We start from the raw sequence: 17,550 nt of genomic DNA on the forward strand, positions 1-17,550 counted from the left end.
GCCGTGGGTTACACGATGACGGAGAAGATCCTGGGCCGCGCCTCGGATCAGCACACGGTCCACGCCGGTGAGAACCACGCCGTGCACCCCGCGCGCATGATCGCCTACGACTTCCCCGGCTACACCGATGTGATGTTCCGGCAGATGCGCGAGGACTTCGGGATCACCGAACTCGCGGACCCCAGCCGCTACATCGTCTTCATCGACCACATGCTCACCAAGGGCAACGACAAGGAAACCGAAGTCCACCAGGTCACCCGCGACTGGTGCGAGTTCTACGGCATCGAACTGCACGAGGGCCGCGGTATCGGCCACCAGCTCACCGCCGAGCTGGGCTTGGCGATCCCCGGCGAATTCCTGGTCCATTTCGACGGCCATATCAGCGGTATCGGCGCGTTCGGCGCCCTCGGCTGGGGTATCCGGCGCGACCTCATCGAAGCCTGGGTCACCGGCCGCGTCTTCGTCGATATCCCCGCCACCACCCGTTTCGACCTCGTCGGCGAATTCCCGCCCGGCGTCGACAGCCGCGACCTCGTGCACACCATCATCGATATGGTCGGCGCCGACGGTTGCGCCCATCAGGTGATGGAATTCGGCGGCCCCGGCGCCCGCGCCATGACCATCGACCACCGCCAGGGCCTGTGCGGAATGGCCATGTTCACCGGCGCGGTCTCCGCTCTCTTCGAACCCGACGAGACGTCCCTCGCCTACGCGAAGTATGTCGCCCGCCGCGATTTCGACCCGGTCTACCCCGACCCCGACGCCACCTACGCGGCCCGCCACACCGTCGACCTCTCCACCCTGACTCCCCGGGTGGTGCTCCCCGGCTCGGCCCGCGCCGTCAACACCAAAACCGCCCAGGAACTCGCCGGCACCCCCATCACCAAAGCCTTCATCGGCTCCTGCGCCAGCGGCCGCATCGAAGACCTACGCGCCGCCGCACTGGTCCTGGACGGCCGCAAGGTCGCCCCCGGCGTCGAACTCAATGTCGTCCCCACCTCACAGAAGGTGTACGAGCAGGCCGAGAAAGAAGGAATCCTCGATGTGCTCCGCGCCGCAGGTGCGCATATCAATATATCGAGCTGCGATTTCTGCTTCGGCTATCAGAAACCCCTGCAAGCCGGCGAGAACTGCATCTCCACCGGCGTCCTGAACATCTCCGGCCGCATGGGCAGCCCCGACGCCAATATCTACATGGGCTCCCCCTACACCGTCGCCGCCAGCGCCCTGGCCGGCACGATCCAGGAGTCGGTCCAGTGAGCGCCTATCCCCCACCACCGGACATCATCGAAGGCAAGGTCGCCTGGATCTTCGGCGACGATTTCGATATCGACCTCGTCGTCGGCGTCGCCAATATCAAGTCCTACGACCCCGACCACCTGCGCTCGGTATGTATGCAGGCCTACGACCCCACCTTCACCGACCGCGTCCGCCCCGGCGATATCATCGTCGGCGGCCGTAACTTTGGCTACGGTCATCCGCACTATCCACCGATGGTCGCCCTCCGCAACGCGGGTATCGCGGCCATCGTCGCGGAATCCTTCTCGCCCGGCTTCTGGCGCGGCGAGACCTTCAACGGCATGCCGTTGATCACGATCCCCGGCGTCTCGACCGCAGTCCGGGTCGACGACGCCGTGGCCCTCGACTGGCGCACCGCCACCCTGCGCCTGCCCGAGGGAACCGACCTGGTCGGAACCCCACCGAACCCGCGGACCGTTCAGGTCATCGAGGCCGGTGGTTCGTATGAACTCCTGCTCGCCGAGCACGCACGCCAAGGACAACCGCAATGACCAATGTCGATCATCGCGTCGAGAACCCTGACAGCCGGCCCGCCGGGCAGCTGCCGGTGACCGCCCCGAAGAAGTCGAACTCCGTGGCCCGCCGCGCCGCCATCGCCGGCGGCGTCGGCACCCTCATCGAGTACTACGACTTCGCGGTCTACGGCTTCCTCGCCGTCACCATCGCCCCCCTGTTCTTCCCGTCGGACAATTCCGGGGTGTCGATCCTGTCGACCCTCGCCGTCTTCGGCGTCGCCTACGTCGCCCGCCCCCTCGGCGGCATCTTCTTCGGCCGCCTCGGCGACCGCCGCGGCCGTCGCCACGCCCTCGTCATCACCGTCGTCAGCATGGGCGTGGCCTGCGGCATCCTCGGTCTGCTCCCCACCCATTCGACCGTCGGCGTCCTCGCCCCGATCCTGCTGGTGCTGGTCCGCCTCGCCCAGGGCTTCTCCGCGGGCGGCGAAGTCGGCGGCGCCGCGACCTATATCGCCGAATCCGCCCCGCCCCGCAAACGCGGCTTCTTCGGCTCCTTCACCCCCGTCGGCTCCACCCTCGGCTTCGCCGTAGCCGCGGCCGTGGTGGGTGTGGTCGCGCTGATCACCACCGACGAGCAGATGGAGTCGTGGGGTTGGCGTATCCCGTTCCTGCTCGCCCTCCCCCTCGCCTACGTCTGCCTCCGCGTCCGGATGAAACTCGAGGACACCCCCGAATTCGAGGAGATGGCCGAGAAGCAGCAGGTCACCAAGAGCCCGCTGCTCGACACGGTCACCAAGAACCCGTGGTCGGTCCTGCGCGTCGTCGGTGTCGCCATCGCGATGAACGGCTCCGGCTACATCGGACTGACCTACTTCAGCGTCTACCTGATCAAAGACCTCGGCTTCTCCAAGGACGCCGTCTACTGGACCTCCGCGATCGCCATCGCGCTGGCCTGCGCCACCTTCCCGATCAGCGGCATGCTCACCGACAGGTTCGGACGTAAACCGGTACTCGTCGGCGGGTACCTCGCCTATGTCGTGATCGCGCTTCCGGCGTTCATGATCATGGGTGCGACCGAGAGCATCCTCGTTATCGGGATCGTGTACTTCCTCTACATGGTGCTCAACGGGGTTGTGCAGGTTCCGGCGTTCCCCCTGTTCACGGAACTCTTTCCGCGGACGGTTCGCTACACCGGCGTCTCGCTGGGCTTCAATATCGGCACCATCGCCGCCGGCGGCACCGCCCCCTACGTCGCCGCCCAGCTCGTCGAATCGACCGGTAACGCGATGTCACCCGCCTACTGGGTGATGGGCGTCTGCGCCATCGGCCTCCTCACCGTCGCCACCATCCGCGAAACCAGCCGCAAGGAACTGCCTGCATGACCACCGGTAATACCGGGAAGGCCCCGTCCGCCGCATTTGATGAGGGTGCGGCGGACGGGGCGTCCCGCCCGCAAGAAGAGCTCGGCACCCTCGTGGCGGCCTGGCACGACCGCGTCCGGCACGAACCCGACGCCCCCGCCCTCGTCTACTTCGACACCACTTTCACCGTCCGCGAGACCGACGACCTCGCCACCGCCCTCGCGGCCGCCTTCGCAGACCGCGGCGTGGGCCACGGTGAACGGGTGGGCATCCACCTCCAGAACATCCCGCAATACGCACTCGTCCTGCTCGCCATCTGGAAACTCGGCGCGATCGCCCTCCTACTCAACCCGATGTATCGCGGCCGCGAACTCCGCGAACTGGTCACCGATGCCGAACCGGTCGGGATCATCACCACCGACCGCGATGTGCGGCAGGTCCGGGCGGACGTCGAGGGCACCACAGTCGGCTGGGTACTCGGCACCGCGGAGTCGGACCTCCAGTCCCGCAACGACTCCCGCGTCTTCAAACCCGAAACCACCCCTGCCGAAGAGAGTTCCGCAGACCTACTCACTTTGGCCCACGAGTACACCGGCCGGAAACCTCCGACGATCCAGGTACACGGCGACGACCTCGCTTTCCTCGCCTACACCTCCGGCACCACCGGCCCGCCCAAGGGCGCCATGAACTCGCACGCCAACGTCCGCGCGGTAACCACCAGCTTCGCCGAACTCGCCGGCATCACCCCCGGCGACGTCGTCTACGCCCTGGCCCCGCTGTTCCACATCACCGGAGCGGTCGTCATCGGCGCCCTCGCTCTCACCGAACGCACCTCCCTGGTCTTCACCGGCCGCTTCACCACCGAGGTGGCCGTCGACGCCCTCCGCGAACACGGCGTCACCTACACCATCGGCTCCATCACAGCCTTCAACGCGATGATGAACTCGGAATACGTTACGGCCGAACACTTCTCCACCATCAAAACGCTGTACAGCGGGGGTTCGCCGGTACCCCCGAGCACGGTCACCCGCTTCCAAGAACGGTTCGGCCACTACATCCACAACGCCTACGGGATGACCGAAACCTCCTCGGCCGTCACCGCGGTCCCGCCGGGAACGAGCGCACCAGTCGACCCGGACAGCGGCACTCTGTCGATCGGGCTACCACTGCCGGGAGTGAAGGTCGAGGTGGTCGACCCCGAAGGTCAGCCCCTACCATCCGGCAGCCAAGGCGAACTCATCGTGACTGGTCCCCAGGTCATCGGCGGATACTGGCGCAAACCAGAAGAATCCGAGACCGCCCTACCCGATGGTCGCCTCCGAACCGGCGACAGCGCGATCGTGGACGTAGAGGGCTGGGTCTACCTGGTCGACCGGATCAAGGACCAGATCAACGTTTCCGGGTACAAGGTCTGGCCACGCGAAGTCGAGGACGTCCTCTACGAGCACCCGGCGGTCCTCGAAGCAGCCGTCGTGGGCGTCCCCAATGAATATCAGGGTGAGTCGGTCGCCGCCTACGTTTCCTTGAGGGACGGATACACCGTCCAAGCCGACGAACTGGTTTCGTTCACTCGAGATCGCCTTGCGGCCTATAAGCGCCCCAGCGTGGTTAATATCATTGCGAATCTGCCGAAAACACAGACCGGTAAGATTCGCAGACGAGCGCTGCGTGATCAAAGCAGAAAATCTGAAACCACAGCATGAGCTCTGCGCCGCCGACATCGCTTCGCCTCTGCGAAACTGCATGAAGAGTCACACTGACTGGCCCGTAAACGTTGACTCCAGTCAACTGCATGCGAAATTACTTGATAACCAGATGTCACATTATTCAATCAAATCCTGACCTAAAGAAGGTCCACCCAACCAATCAAACGCACATTTCACTCCACCAGAAGGAAAGCAGACACACACAATTTTCCAAGCGCTAAATCATGGCCATCAAAACAAATGGCTATAATGCCCAGTTTCCCTCAAGAGACTGAGAGCTTGAGCGTTCCGAATCCGACGCTCCTGCATATACTCGGAAACAGGAACCCCTTCCACCTTTGCACGAAGAACTTGGACGAGCGCGTTCTCCGCCACCAAACGTGCAAATCCCGCTATAGAATCACACGCCGCGTACGATAGCGGGCCACCATGCACTGCAGCATTACGTGCTCGAGTCAACCGATCTACACGCGCAAGCACTCTTGTCTGAATATGGTTTATCGTAGCGCCAATCGCCTTCCCTCGCTTGAGGGTAGAGTCCAACTCGGCCAGAGGCCGAAATAGTGGGTGTCTAGAATACTTTTCCTTCAAGACCGATACATTTTTCAATGCCACGTCAAGGTTGAAACTATGCTCCCAGTACTCACCCGTTGCTTCGTCCCTGATCTTTGCCAACTCCGGATCCTCGGGCGAGCTGGGGGAGATATCTGGACGAGTCACGACAATCGCTTTGAATAAGTAGTCCGAAGCAGAAGAGATTAGCTCGAACCGTGTGATCCCGTCGAGCAAGTACGCGCGAATAAACCCTGCCCAGTCCTTTCGGCCAGCCGTAGCCCAGCTGTTGCAATGCTCGATTGCACGAACAGCAGCCATCACAAGCGCTTCCGAATCGGGCACATCTCGGAGATCCCGTAGTAGGTTTAGCGCCGCATCCATCTCATCAGACACAGCGCTTGACACCATGAAGCCGCTTTCACGAATATCCTTAAGCTGCCGGTAAACTGTGTCATTGTCAGGATAAACCGGCATTTGCAACGGATATTTTGGTCCCCAATCGTAGGAAAATTGCGACCATGGGGCAGAATCCGGCTGGAATTTTAGCTCACCCCTAAGTATCTCCCAAGTTTCAGGCTCGACGTCGAGGTAAGCAAGGAGATTTCCGAGAAACTTACGGGCATGATTCCCGGCAAGATGCTCCTCCACGCCTCTCAGAACAATACGCGCATAGACCATCCCGGGCTTGTGTTCGAAACCCAGATTCTTCGTACCTTCATCGTGGCTGGACTGAGCTTCCTGAGCAGCCTCGTTTATCAACTCCGTTGGGACGATGCTGAATTCTTCACGGATTCGCTCAGGGCTTCTGATCACCCCAGCGAGAACTACTGCCGGATACAGCGTGATATCTCCAAACTCGACGTTTCCAATCGACGGAATGTACGCCTTATCCACTCTGAGCCAGACAATATAATCCCCCACTAGAGGAGGAGAGACAATAAGCCTTTCAGCCAAATCGATACGATTGTCCAAGCTGAGGCCCGATGGTAAATTACCGTTTCCTGCTTGAACCTCTATGGGCTGATCTCCGACTATGCGCTGCCCCCGCGCCACACCTGCCCTACTGTCGAACAGTACAGAACACGCAGTATCAAGTATGCCGAAGTAGTCGTGGCGGTGTCGACGATGTTTTTGTAGCTCAACAACAGTGTCGCGCAGAAAAGAAACTCGATCACACGGATACTTCGTAAAGTCGTCCGTCTGACAAGCAGTTACAAAATCGCGCCATGCCGCAACGACCGTGCCATCCAGGACGAGTTTCGAAAGTAACTGATCCGCATTTGCTTGCAGCACGCCCCTTCTGGCCTCATCGAAGTAGGGCTTCCGAGTGCCGTCTGACATGGTCTTCGTCTGCATTACATCATCCAATGCCGTGATCAGCGCACCGATACACGCACCTACTTCTCTATGAAGTTCAGGGCCGAAGTACGATAGAGAATCAGTAAGGTCTCTGCGCAACGACTTCCAATTCGGAATATGCAAAGATGTCTGCTTCCGCTCATCCGATGCAGCATTGACAATTTCTGACGTAATCGAAACCAAATCCATATATCCTAAATGACTGGTGACAGACTCCTTGCGTTGAAGTTGCTCCCGCATCTCCTCGAGCCAACGGTCATGTTGCTCAAATATCATCAGCATCACCTTCCATCACCGAGCGCCCCGAATTTTCTGTGCCTAAATTCTGCGCCTGATCATTCCGACTTGATCGCACCCATTTAATACAGCACGAATTCCTAACCATATGGCCGGCTCGTCGCACCCTAGTTACAACAGAGGTAGGAGCAATACATCGAATATGGGCGCTCCCTCCCAATCAGGCCGCTGGACGCCGACCTTGTACCAGCCCCAACGCCGATACCGCTCGTACGCATGTTCATTGCGTGGATCCACCAACAGCGTCGCCCGCTGCTCTTGCCGAGCACCCAGCAGTTCATCATGCAGCGCCCCGGCGTAGCCCCGGCCAGTGTGCTCAGGGACCACCATGATCTCCGAGAGCCCAAATGTCCGAGTCCCGTTCTCGCGGGTGAACTCCGGATCATCTTCATCGAGCTGCAAGCCATCCCAGCCAGCAGTGTCCTTGCCGAGTGGCCACCCCCATGCCTGTCCTGTCGGTTCTCCGTCCAAGTACAGCACCACCAGGTCGAAGCCCGGCGCACGGAGGTAGGCGTCGAACCGATTCATTGACGCCTCCAGCGACTCGAAGGGATCGCGGGTCGCGATGGCCTCCGCGTAGGCGCGCGCATACACGTCCTGGACGGTGCCGTGTATTTCGCGCGCACCGATGTGATCGAAACGGCGGAATTCAATCAATCGAAGATCCTTTCGTGGTGGCGAGTGCATCGAACCGAGTTCGGAAATTCTCACCTTCGGAAACAGTGACGGCCAGCCGTCGCACCGGTTCCAGCGCTCTGAGTGCCCGCGGCGATGCAAGCCACCCTTCCAGCGCATCAAGCACCGGTGCTCCCGCTTCGATCGCTGACCTCGTGTCGCCGGTACGGGCGAGCGCCGCCGACCACCAGGCCGACGCGTGCACGGAATTGCCAGCGCTTGCCGGCTCGCCCGCCACAACCTCGTGCAGAACGAGTGCTCGGCTGTGGTTGCCGGTGTCAGTGCAGGCCCGCGCCTCATGGAATCGAATTTCGGAATGGTCGACGAACCGCAGCCATGGGGGGCACTCGCCCACCGGCTCGTGCTCGGCTGCATTGTCCATTTCCCGCCATGCCGCTGACATGGCTCGCTCCACACTTCGCCGATCACCGGCTGTGCCGTACGCCGCGGCTTCGCGGGCTGCGATCAGCGCGTGTATCCGTCCTGCGGGTCGCCTCCTTACCAGGTCCGCAGCCCGTCGTATCAGCGCGAGTGCGTAGGAAGGTGACGCATGACCGCTGCGTGCCAAGCTGATGGATTGCAGCGCAGCATTCATACAGGCGTGAACAGCCAGATCGTCGTCTTCGGCCATGGACGCCAGCGAGAGCGCATCGGAGTAGCACCTCCGCGCCAATTGAACTCGATCCGCGTCGTATGCGAGCCACCCGGTTTCCACGGCCAGCGCCCCTACGGCGGACATCCACGCCCGGCCTGTTGCAGCGTCGAACACGCTGCTGTGCAGCAAGCTTTGGCTACGTTCCAACGTGTCAACGGCGGAGGACAGTAGGCCCGCTCCACCGACAGCCTGATCGGCGGCTTCCAGTTCCGCCGTGAATGCGTTCAGACGTTCGACGTCGGCCATACCGATCCGGGAGTGGCTGACCGTCGGCAATGTCGCGGCGGTAAGCGCTGCGGCTTTACCGAATTCGCGGCGGTTCACGTCTGCCTCATCGTCAATACTTCCAGGGGTTGGATGTCCTTGCGCTGATGGCCGCGCGGACGATACAGCGAGCGCAAATCGGCGCATCGCCTCCGGGCTCAGCTTGGCGAGCCAACTATCGAGGTCGGCAGCACGTTGCCCGCGCACCGGCCGCGATTCGGTGGCACGTTCCCATTTTCGCACGGTCGCAACGGACCACCCGATCTGTTCGGCGAACTGCTCCTGCGTCATCCGCAACGCCGCGTCACGCAGCGCCCGCACCTCGACCCTTGTCCAAACCTCCACGATCACGCGAAACCCCCTGTCGCTGCGGACTTAGCGGAAGCGTAGCGGTTCTCTATGACTGCTGTCCCTGGGACCGCGAACACCGGTCGATGAGGCTTGAACCAGCCCCGGCGCCGGGTCGAACCACCAGGCCGGCCAGCACCTTACAAGGCCGCCGACCACGGAAATCCTCGGCGCCGGGTGCACGCCATGACACCCCACCCAGGAGGCACTGTGCGCGAACGACCACCTCTGCCCAAGCGACCGGCGCGAAACCGGGCAATGGAAGCGACCGTCCGGCTGTTGCGCGACCAATACCGCATCGATATAGCAACGTTGGAACGAGTGGCGGCCGGGCTCCGCGCCACTCACGATGTCCCGGAACCCGCCACCGACGCCGATATCGCGCCATGAGCCACTCGATCGCGTTCGGCTGGATCAACCACGACATCAGCCGAGCACCCGAGACCGACCGCGACCGCGTACACCGCCTCGCCGACCGACTCGGCTACCACCTCGTATGGCCCGGCGAACACTCGGTGCTACGCGTGGCCGACCAGGCACGCAACGTCGGCGCCGACCTGGTGATCCTGCCGGCACCCGACCACCTCGGCCCGCACGAACTCGACGCCGTACTGGACGTCTGCGATGTGGAGACCGTGCTACCGCGTCTCAGCTTCCCACGCTGGACCTCCACGCAGGGCACACCATGAGCGCCCTGGTAGTGGTCGGCTTCGCCACCGCGATCGGCCTACCGCTGCTGGTGATCGCGGCAGCGATTTGGTGGCCCTGATCGTCACATCGTGAATGGGCCACCGGCAGTATCACTCGTGCAACGGTGCAGCCCGCTGTCGGAAACAGTCACCTCACGCCGCGGGGTCGGTCGGCATCTTCAACAGATGTCCACCGATGTCCGCCAGCAGTTCCAGCTTCCCGCCCAACGCGGAAACATACGCGGCGAGAGCTTCGACCGTCGCGACCTCGCCATGCTCGATCTGCGACACCCGCCCGGGGCTGACTCCCATGATCTCGGCCAAACCCGCCTGCGTGAATCCCAGCCGCTTCCGCTCCTCGGCAAGCTGGTAGCCCCACTGCTCGGCCATGATCGACCGACGACGGCGCGCGGCCTCCTCCTCACCCACGCGGCGGCGATAGCCTTCACGATCCCATTTGGAGAAGCTACTCATCGCCCTTCCTCCTCTGCCCGTTCCTTCAGATACACCCGGTACAGCTCTTCTGCGCGAGGAATCGCCTGCTCATACCAGCTCTTCCAGTGCCCGGTCTTGTCGCCGCCGGTCAACAGGATCGCCGAACGCCATGGGTCGAACGCGAACAGCACACGGATCATCGTCTGCCTTGGCCGTAACTCCTTCAAGTTCGCAAGTTGCGAACCGGTCAGCGTGTCGACCAGGGGTCGCCCCAGCGTCGGCCCGTACTCAGCGAGCACATCAACGGCCGCCTCGACCCGTTCAGCAGCTCCGGGGTCGGAGCCCCGCAGATTGATCATCCACGCGGCCACTTCATCGGTCTGGTAGATCTCCCATTGACCCACCACTGGACTATAGCAAATCCTATAGTCCAGCTCGCTGGCCATAGCGTGAAGAACCGCGACGCCGGCCCACCGTCGACATCCGCCTTCTCTATTCTCGCGGCACCAGGTAGGGTACGTACCCGGTACTGACCGGCCACTAGGAGTGTCCGATGCCCCCGCGCACGAAGAACGCAGCCTCGAGCTCGGATCAGCAATCCGGGATCGACGATTAGCCCTCGACCTCAGCATCGAAGAAGCCGCAGCCAAAGCCGCTATCGGTACGAAGTCGTGGAGTCGCTACGAGTCCGGGGGAGCAATTCGAGCGGACAAGGTTCGGGGCATTTGCAAGGCGTTGGGATGGAGCCGGCTCCCTGAGGCAGAGCAGGACTATCAGAAGTCCGATGACGAAGACTTCCTCGGCACAGTCGATCGAGATCACCGCGCGTGGTCTGCCGTATTGGAAGAGAAGTTCGGGCAGGAATGCGCGGTGACATTCGCGGTGGGAAGCGATGTGCTCAGCGACCAGGTCCGCGATGACCTTGCGAAACTGGCCGAGCAACCCCGGGGAGCACATTTGGGCCAGCTCTCGACATCGTGGCTCGATGGCCATCTTCCGCCTCAGTTCGTGCCCCGATACGACTACGAACTCGTCTACGCTCTGCAGGCCGCAGTAAATACGCTTCGCGCGCGTTTCTCCGCCGGCCACTTGGTCGCGCACACGGTGCTGGAGGAGTTGGCTCTGTACCTCATTCTCAGCCAAGCCGAACTATTCGACGACCTCTACCCCGAGTTCGAAGGTGGGACCGAATGGCGCGAATGGCTGGGCGACATACTCGATGATCTCGACGTCGAGTTCTACCTGTTCACCTCGGGCTGGGCATTGACGCCCGGCCACACCTACCACTTCGATCGCTGGAGCGAAGGGCAGTTCCACACTGGCAAAGATCAGCCCGAGGAGGAGTAATCCACGCGCGGAGCAGGTTCGGCAAGCATGAGCAGCACAGCGCAAGCCGAGGCAGGAATGGCCACGTGCAAAGGTGTACTCGCAGATTCTCACCGGGCCTGCGTCCTGGAGACCAGGCCACGTGGTTTGACGTTGACGCGCTGAACACGCTTGTGCCCGGCGCTGCGCCACCAGCCGACAGCTTCGTCGCTCTGTCCCCCGGAGACGGAGGCGAATCGCCAGGTTGTGCATCGCATCTGTGTGGCCGGATTCGGCCGCCCGCTGATATCAGGTGATGGCATGACCGGACGCGCTGACAGGCCACCAGCAACGGGCGGCACCAAACCTCCACCGACCGATACGGAGTTCACCTCGGGCGGATACATCCCGGGAAGCGACGGCGAAAGTTAAGGCACCTATGACAGCTGAGAAGGTCCTGCTCGCGGTGCTGGTGTGCGCTGTGATGTCGCTGACCGCATGTTCTGACCACGGAGTCGTTACTTTGGAAAAAGATCAAGCCCTTTCGGCCGAACTCGCCGAACTGCGCCAGAACGGTGGATCGGTCAGCCTGCACGAGCTGACCGGCGGCGACTGGGACTCCGTTCATGTGTCGCACCAGCCTGTCTCCCGCGACTACATCGAGCGCGAGGTCGGGGGGAAAATCGACATGGACGAGACGTTCATGCAACAAGGCAATATCCTCGTCTTCCTCAAGAACGGCGAGGTTGCTCGGGCAACCTACATCATTCCTGATCTCCTTCAGCCTGGTGAACACTCCAGCAGTGTTCGAATCACGGCCGATGGATACCCCGCGCTGCTCCAGATGTCCGATTAGGGCATTCGACCCCCGTACGATTTCGAATGTGGGAACGGCGCCGCTGGCTGGCATCAAGCGGCGAGTGTTGCGGTGCTGCAGCCGACGCGGTGGAAACGACGAGCGAAGCGACGCATCTGCTCCGGACTGAGCCTGGCGAGCCAGCTGTCCAAGTCGGCGGCTCGCTGCGCACGCACCGGCCGTAATTTGGTAGTGCGCTCCCATTTTCGCACGGTCGCGACGGACCAACCGATTTCTTCTGCGAACTGCTCCTGCGTCATCCGTAGGGCGGCGTCACGCAGCGCCCGTACCTCAACTCTTGTCCAAAGCTCCACGATCATCAGCGCCCCCTGTTCGTGCATACCTAGCGGAAGGGTAACGGTTCTTTATCACTGCTGTCCCTGGGATGGCGATCGCCGGTCGATGACGCTTGAGCCGGCCCCGGCGCCGGGTCGAACCGGCTGTTGGACGGCACATTACGTCGCCACTGACTGCGGAATTCCCCGGCGCCGGGTGCATGCCATGACACCCGACCAGGAGGCACTGTGCGCGATAGACCACCTCTGCCCAAGCGACCGGCACGGAACCGAGCGATGGAAGCGACGATCCGGCTGTGGCGCGACCAATACTGCACCGACCCGGTGGTATTGGAGCGAGTCGCGACCAAACTCCGAACCCCCCTTGGTGTCGCAGGGTCGGCCGCCGACACCGACGTCACGCCATGAGCCATTCGATTGCGCTCGGCTGGATCGACCACGACATCAGCCGCGCACCCGAACACGATCGCGACCGGATACAGCGCCTCGCCGACAAACTCGGGTACCACCTCGTATGGCCCAGCGAACGGTCGGTACTACGGGTGGTCGACCACGTACGCAACGCCGGGGCCGACCTGGTGATCCTGCCGGCACCCGACCACCTCGGCCCGATCGAACTCAACGCGGTAATGGACCTCGCCGACGTGGAGACCGTGGTGCCGCGGCTCAGCTTCGCACGCTGGTCGTCCGTGCCGGCGAAACCATGATCGACCTCGTAGCGGCCGGTTACGTGATCGCGGTCGGGCTACCGCTGCTGGTGATCGCGGCGACGATCTGGTGGCCCTGATGATCGGCATACTGAACCGCCCCGACAGCTCCGTCGAATGCATACCGGGTGCAGAGTCGGCCCCACTACCGTCAGGGGTGTGAGCGATACCCAGTGGACGATCCTCGGTGAGCGCTTGGTCGACGAGAACCGGCACATCCGGTTGTCGACAGCGGATATCCGTCTCCCGGATGGGGTGGAGTTCACCCAGTATGTCGCCCGAATGCCGCGATGCGCGATGACGCTGGTACTCGACGACAACCGCGAAGTACTGCTGATGTACCGGCATCGGTGGGTCATCGACCAGTGGGTGTGGGAGCTGCCCGGTGGCTACGTCGACCACGCCGAAGACGTCGCCGCCGCGGCAGCCCGAGAGGTCGAAGAAGAGACCGGCTGGCGCCCACACACGATGCAGCATCTAGTGACCTATCAGCCCGCAGTCGGCACCCTCGATCATCCACAGGAGGTCTACCTCTCCCGCGGCGCCGACCTCACCGATACCCGACCGGACGTCAACGAGGCCGAGACGATCCGCTGGGTACCGCTCGACGAAGCGATGCAGATGATCGACTGCGGCGAGATCATCGGCGCCGCGACCGTGGTCGGCATATACCGCGCGCTCACCCTGTATTAGCAGTGGTCAAGCACGTGCGGCGCCCTCAGGCCACACCACGTCCACGGCCACCCCGCGCTCCCGTGCCAGCTTCACCACGCTGCCGGTGCCGCCGGCCTCGCCGCCTTTTCCGTCCCATACCGCGACCAGCCGGTCGGCCGACTCGAGCAGTGCCTCGTTCGCCGCCTCATACGCCTCCCGGCCGGCCTCCTCGAAGCCCATCACCCGAACCTCGGACGCTCGCGCGACCAGCTCATCGAATACGGGAGCGTGATCGGGCTTCACCTTGGCTGCACGGTAATTGCGGGAGGGCAACACCACCTCGAGCCGGCCATCGGCGTCGAGCACCGCTTGCGCGAATATTGAATCGGCTCCTCGCGCGATACAGCTCACCCCCACCAGATCGGGAAACTCGGCGAGGCGACGAGCAATTTCCGCACGCACCAACACCGCGGTCTCCTCGGTGATGTTCATGTGCCCGGTCACAGCGACCCGCATAGTTCACTCCCGTCCGTTGACCAGCGGGCGCCTCCGAGGGGAGAACAGCCGTCAGGGTCCTGAGTCCTCTGGATCTGCCAGCAGCACGACACGGTCGGCTGCCGGGTCGAACCCGAGGTGTGGATAACCGTATTGCCCTTCGGCGCACATGAACACCGGCTTGCCCAGTCGACGGCCGATCGCACGCATGAAGTCGCACAGGGTGTCCACTCCCGCCTGACCTTGCAGCTCGCGAAGGTCGACGTCGAAATCGAGCTCTGTGGCGGACATCGGCCAAAAATTCACCTGCACGCCCGGGACGGGCCTGACCCGCAGCAGAACAGGCTCCGCTTCGGCAGGGCGTGGCAGCACCTCCGCCGCAGCCGGTAGCGGTCGTGTGGTCCCGTCTACCTCGTACTCCCATGCCCACCCATTGGACCGGATCAGATCGAACACCGCCTGCCAGTCCTCGACCGAGGCGTCCGGCACCCACAGATCCGGCAGCCGGCCCATCCGGTTGGGGTCGAAGAAGTTCTCGACCTCGCTCCACAGCAGATCCGGCATCCGGCCATGCTGCCAGAGCGGCCCGGCGGACTGCAGCCGGATTTCTCGCTCCATCAATGCGGGTGCGGCGACAACTCTTCCCCCAGAGATGTCGATTTTCCATCCGGCTCGGGCTGGGGTTCACCCAACGAGGCCGAAATGATCCGGTGGGTTCCGCTCGACGAAGCGGTGCGGATGATCGACCGCGGCGAGATCGTCCGCGCCGCGACCGTAGCCGGTGTGTATCGGGCGCTGCCGGAGGACCGCGGGTCGGTGGCCGGGCGCACGCCCGGATCGGCGGACCTTCGTTCACCGAATGGCTCGACGCCACCTACCCCGTCAAGGGCTGACCCCGCGGCCCCGTCCGATCAGCAGCCCTTCGGAGCCCGCCAGGCGTCCTGCGCGTAGGTGGTCGAGCCGACCATGGCGCCGATCACGCCGCCGATGATCCCCAGCGGGATGGCCCCGACAAAGGCGAGGGGCAGCCCTGCGATCGCGCCGCTCCCGGTCCCGAGCAGGGCGCCCAGGCCGGCCCGGAGTTCGATGGAGTCGCCGGGCGCCATGCACGCCGCGATGGGCGCCACCGCCCCGGACCCCGGGGCATCGGGTGCTTGCACCGGCGCGACCGGCGCGGGCGCCGGGGCGGGCTCGGCCGCCGCGACGCCCACTGAACCGACAATGAGTTGCACGGCAATGACGCTGCCGAGCATGGTGCGGGTCGATATCTTCAACATATGCACGCAGATCCCTGATCAGTCGAAAAACGCAGTGTGCGACCTGAGTAGTCAGATCTGCGACCATGATGTCGTATCGGCCGGTGCAATGCTCGCTTTCGAGATCTGGGTCGGAGCGGGCCAGAAACCGTGCTCGCCGATGATCCGGCCTACCCGCCTGCCCGTCCTGCGCAGGTAGACCCGGTTTCCGGCCTCCCCCATGTCGTCGGCTCGGAGGAGTTGCCGTCCGATTCTCGAATCGGCCGCCGGCACCTCGCAGGGTCGGGTCGAGCCGAAGTGTTGCTAGTCGTCGGGAAAGGCGCGGCGGTTTCGCTTGGTGACGCCGCGCCGCTTCTTCGCGGCGATGCGACGCTCCTTCGCGCCGCGCGAGGGCTTGGTGGCGCGGCGAACGGGCGGCGGAGCGGCAGCGGCGTCGCGCAGTAACGCGGCCAGGCGTTCGCGGGCGGCTGCGCGGTTCTGCAGCTGTGCGCGGTGCTCCGAAGCGGCGATCGTGAGCACGCCGTCGACCAGGCGGGTCGCCAGGCGGTCGAGCATCCGGGTGCGCAGCGACTCCGGCACGGAGGGCGAGTTGGCGAGGTCGAACGACAGCTCGACCCGGCTGTCGGTGGTGTTGACGTGCTGCCCGCCCGGGCCGGACGAGCGTGAGAACCGCTCGCGTAACTCGGCGGCGGGTATCACCAGCGTCCGAGTCACGGTCAGGTCTTCTGCCATGATCCGATGCCGTCTTTCCGATTCGCGAGGCCACTATCCCGAGTGGCTGAATGGTGGACTCTCTCGTTCACGATAGTGACGACCTTGTGTACGGGTGACAGGCAGCACGCGGTCGTCGCGTTCTCGCCGATGTCGCCGACGCCGGACTCGCACGCCTCGCGAAGCCTCGCCTCGAGGGCCTGACCGAAGAGCGAGCGGACAGTACGGTGTCCCCCTCGAGTACTACCGGGCGGTCTCCCGTGGAGTGATGCGACGCGGCTCGGCTCGTTCATAGTCTCGCCGTACTGCACAACGGCGAGAGGACTTTCGATGACCGCCCCCACCGAGCGGAAACTGCCGATGCAGCGGTTGCGGGTGCCGATTCTGCTCGTCGGAACGGTCGTGTTGCTCATCGCCGCCCGGGGTCTGGACGCGCTCGTTTCGAGTGTGCCTGTGCTGCGTTTCTCCTTCGGGATCGGCGCGGCCGCCGGGGCGATCTTCGCCTACACATGGCTGTCCCGGCGTGTCGAGAACCGGCCGGCGGTCACCGAGCTGGCCGCCGCGGGGCGGTGGAGCGGGCTCGGGCGTGGCGCTCTCATCGGCGCCGGGGCTTTCCTCGCGACGATGCTGCTCGCGGTCCTGTTCACCGACGCCGACATCACCGGTGGCTCGTTCGGGGCCTGCCTGGGCGTGGCCGGCGCGATGGCCTCGGTGGCGGTCACCGAGGAACTGCTGTTCCGTGGCGTGGTGCACCGCATCCTGGAGGAGCGGACCGGCAGTATCGTCGCGATCGCGGTCTCGTCCCTGATCTTCGGTCTGACGCACTCGGTCAACAGCAACGCCACGCTATGGGGCGCCCTGGCCATCGCGGTCGAAGGCGGCGCGCTGCCGGCCATTGCCTATACCGCCACGCGGTCGCTGTGGCTGCCGATCGGCCTGCATTTCGCCTGGAACTTCACCGAGTCCGGCGTGTTCGGCACTGCGGTATCCGGCGCCGACGGCGAACCCGGCCTGCTGCGCACCGTCCTTACCGGACCGGAGGTACTCACCGGTGGGACGTTCGGTCCGGAAGCGAGCCTCTTCGCGCTGCTGTCCTGCCTGGTCCCGGCGGTGTGGCTCCTCCGCAGGGCGAAGCTCGTCACCCTGCGCTGACCGGTTCACCTCCGGACCTC

General features: G+C 63.7%; 21 protein-coding genes. 11 read left to right on the forward strand and 10 right to left on the reverse strand.

Annotated elements, in window-relative coordinates:
• Positions 1 to 15: 15 nt before the first annotated feature.
• Genes ABZV91_RS12195 through ABZV91_RS12210 form a run of 4 tightly spaced genes read left to right on the forward strand, consistent with a single transcriptional unit; the run spans position 16 to position 4,818 of the window.
• Positions 16 to 1,260 carry an aconitase family protein gene (locus ABZV91_RS12195; protein ID WP_355239555.1) on the forward strand — a complete coding sequence of 415 codons (1,245 nt, stop codon included), beginning with the start codon at positions 16 to 18 and terminating at the stop codon, positions 1,258 to 1,260.
• Positions 1,257 to 1,790, forward strand: a complete 534-nt coding sequence (locus ABZV91_RS12200) for a 3-isopropylmalate dehydratase (RefSeq protein WP_355239424.1) — start codon at positions 1,257 to 1,259, stop codon at positions 1,788 to 1,790. The genes ABZV91_RS12195 and ABZV91_RS12200 overlap by 4 nt, the downstream gene beginning before the upstream one ends.
• Positions 1,787 to 3,136 carry an MFS transporter gene (locus ABZV91_RS12205; RefSeq protein ID WP_063060880.1) on the forward strand — a complete coding sequence of 450 codons (1,350 nt, stop codon included), beginning with the start codon at positions 1,787 to 1,789 and terminating at the stop codon, positions 3,134 to 3,136. Before ABZV91_RS12200 ends, ABZV91_RS12205 begins: the two co-directional genes overlap by 4 nt.
• Complete coding sequence (locus ABZV91_RS12210) at positions 3,133 to 4,818, forward strand: AMP-binding protein (RefSeq protein ID WP_355239428.1); 1,686 nt, start codon at positions 3,133 to 3,135, stop codon at positions 4,816 to 4,818. Before ABZV91_RS12205 ends, ABZV91_RS12210 begins: the two co-directional genes overlap by 4 nt.
• Before the next feature lie 234 nt (positions 4,819 to 5,052).
• Here ABZV91_RS12210 and ABZV91_RS12215 read toward each other — a convergent pair whose 3' ends face one another.
• The 3 genes from ABZV91_RS12215 to ABZV91_RS12225 form a co-directional block, all read right to left on the reverse strand.
• The gene (locus tag ABZV91_RS12215) at positions 5,053 to 7,011 is read right to left on the reverse strand and encodes a hypothetical protein (protein ID WP_355239431.1); all 1,959 of its coding nucleotides are present in this window, start codon (positions 7,009 to 7,011) and stop codon (positions 5,053 to 5,055) included.
• Between the two features lie 132 nt (positions 7,012 to 7,143).
• The gene (locus tag ABZV91_RS12220) at positions 7,144 to 7,689 is read right to left on the reverse strand and encodes a GNAT family N-acetyltransferase (protein WP_355239434.1); all 546 of its coding nucleotides are present in this window, start codon (positions 7,687 to 7,689) and stop codon (positions 7,144 to 7,146) included.
• Positions 7,682 to 8,977 carry a helix-turn-helix domain-containing protein gene (locus tag ABZV91_RS12225; RefSeq protein ID WP_355239437.1) on the reverse strand — a complete coding sequence of 432 codons (1,296 nt, stop codon included), beginning with the start codon at positions 8,975 to 8,977 and terminating at the stop codon, positions 7,682 to 7,684. Before ABZV91_RS12225 ends, ABZV91_RS12220 begins: the two co-directional genes overlap by 8 nt.
• Positions 8,978 to 9,184: 207 nt before the next feature.
• Here ABZV91_RS12225 and ABZV91_RS12230 point away from each other — a divergent pair, with 207 nt between their 5' ends.
• Positions 9,185 to 9,364 carry a hypothetical protein gene (locus ABZV91_RS12230; RefSeq protein WP_355239440.1) on the forward strand — a complete coding sequence of 60 codons (180 nt, stop codon included), beginning with the start codon at positions 9,185 to 9,187 and terminating at the stop codon, positions 9,362 to 9,364.
• Positions 9,361 to 9,663, forward strand: coding sequence for a hypothetical protein (locus ABZV91_RS12235; RefSeq protein WP_355239442.1), 303 nt, complete (start codon positions 9,361 to 9,363; stop codon positions 9,661 to 9,663). Before ABZV91_RS12230 ends, ABZV91_RS12235 begins: the two co-directional genes overlap by 4 nt.
• Positions 9,664 to 9,816: 153 nt before the next feature.
• Here ABZV91_RS12235 and ABZV91_RS12240 read toward each other — a convergent pair whose 3' ends face one another.
• Both ABZV91_RS12240 and ABZV91_RS12245 read right to left on the reverse strand, forming a co-directional pair.
• Positions 9,817 to 10,137 carry a helix-turn-helix domain-containing protein gene (locus tag ABZV91_RS12240; RefSeq protein ID WP_033247721.1) on the reverse strand — a complete coding sequence of 107 codons (321 nt, stop codon included), beginning with the start codon at positions 10,135 to 10,137 and terminating at the stop codon, positions 9,817 to 9,819.
• Positions 10,134 to 10,502 carry a type II toxin-antitoxin system RelE/ParE family toxin gene (locus ABZV91_RS12245; protein ID WP_355239445.1) on the reverse strand — a complete coding sequence of 123 codons (369 nt, stop codon included), beginning with the start codon at positions 10,500 to 10,502 and terminating at the stop codon, positions 10,134 to 10,136. The genes ABZV91_RS12240 and ABZV91_RS12245 overlap by 4 nt, the downstream gene beginning before the upstream one ends.
• 142 nt (positions 10,503 to 10,644) lie before the next feature.
• Here ABZV91_RS12245 and ABZV91_RS12250 point away from each other — a divergent pair, with 142 nt between their 5' ends.
• On the forward strand, positions 10,645 to 11,445 hold the full coding sequence (locus ABZV91_RS12250) for a helix-turn-helix transcriptional regulator (protein ID WP_355239447.1): 801 nt from the start codon (positions 10,645 to 10,647) through the stop codon (positions 11,443 to 11,445).
• A gap of 397 nt (positions 11,446 to 11,842) precedes the next feature.
• Positions 11,843 to 12,259 carry a hypothetical protein gene (locus tag ABZV91_RS12255; RefSeq protein ID WP_355239450.1) on the forward strand — a complete coding sequence of 139 codons (417 nt, stop codon included), beginning with the start codon at positions 11,843 to 11,845 and terminating at the stop codon, positions 12,257 to 12,259.
• Between the two features lie 53 nt (positions 12,260 to 12,312).
• Here ABZV91_RS12255 and ABZV91_RS12260 read toward each other — a convergent pair whose 3' ends face one another.
• The gene (locus tag ABZV91_RS12260) at positions 12,313 to 12,600 is read right to left on the reverse strand and encodes a helix-turn-helix domain-containing protein (RefSeq protein WP_355239453.1); all 288 of its coding nucleotides are present in this window, start codon (positions 12,598 to 12,600) and stop codon (positions 12,313 to 12,315) included.
• A gap of 359 nt (positions 12,601 to 12,959) precedes the next feature.
• Here ABZV91_RS12260 and ABZV91_RS12265 point away from each other — a divergent pair, with 359 nt between their 5' ends.
• Positions 12,960 to 13,262 carry a hypothetical protein gene (locus ABZV91_RS12265; protein WP_355239456.1) on the forward strand — a complete coding sequence of 101 codons (303 nt, stop codon included), beginning with the start codon at positions 12,960 to 12,962 and terminating at the stop codon, positions 13,260 to 13,262.
• A 159-nt stretch (positions 13,263 to 13,421) separates the two neighbouring features.
• A complete protein-coding gene (locus ABZV91_RS12270; protein ID WP_355239459.1) occupies positions 13,422 to 13,955 on the forward strand; it encodes an NUDIX domain-containing protein in 534 nt (177 codons plus the stop codon).
• 6 nt (positions 13,956 to 13,961) lie between these two features.
• On the opposite strand, the gene ABZV91_RS12275 is transcribed toward ABZV91_RS12270, so the two are convergent.
• The 4 genes from ABZV91_RS12275 to arfB form a co-directional block, all read right to left on the reverse strand.
• Complete coding sequence (locus tag ABZV91_RS12275) at positions 13,962 to 14,408, reverse strand: hypothetical protein (protein WP_355239462.1); 447 nt, start codon at positions 14,406 to 14,408, stop codon at positions 13,962 to 13,964.
• A 75-nt stretch (positions 14,409 to 14,483) separates the two neighbouring features.
• Positions 14,484 to 14,975, reverse strand: coding sequence for a hypothetical protein (locus ABZV91_RS12280; RefSeq protein ID WP_355239464.1), 492 nt, complete (start codon positions 14,973 to 14,975; stop codon positions 14,484 to 14,486).
• Positions 14,976 to 15,322: 347 nt separating this feature from the next.
• On the reverse strand, positions 15,323 to 15,688 hold the full coding sequence (locus ABZV91_RS12285; protein WP_355239467.1) for a hypothetical protein: 366 nt from the start codon (positions 15,686 to 15,688) through the stop codon (positions 15,323 to 15,325).
• Between the two features lie 282 nt (positions 15,689 to 15,970).
• Positions 15,971 to 16,399, reverse strand: a complete 429-nt coding sequence (arfB, locus tag ABZV91_RS12290; protein ID WP_355239470.1) for an alternative ribosome rescue aminoacyl-tRNA hydrolase ArfB — start codon at positions 16,397 to 16,399, stop codon at positions 15,971 to 15,973.
• 309 nt (positions 16,400 to 16,708) lie between these two features.
• Between arfB and ABZV91_RS12295 the strand changes: the two genes are divergently transcribed.
• Positions 16,709 to 17,530 carry a CPBP family intramembrane glutamic endopeptidase gene (locus ABZV91_RS12295; RefSeq protein ID WP_355239473.1) on the forward strand — a complete coding sequence of 274 codons (822 nt, stop codon included), beginning with the start codon at positions 16,709 to 16,711 and terminating at the stop codon, positions 17,528 to 17,530.
• Positions 17,531 to 17,550: the final 20 nt, after the last annotated feature.

Origin of the sequence: Nocardia sp. NPDC004568 (assembly GCF_040609955.1) — a bacterium.
Lineage (GTDB): Bacteria > Actinomycetota > Actinomycetes > Mycobacteriales > Mycobacteriaceae > Nocardia.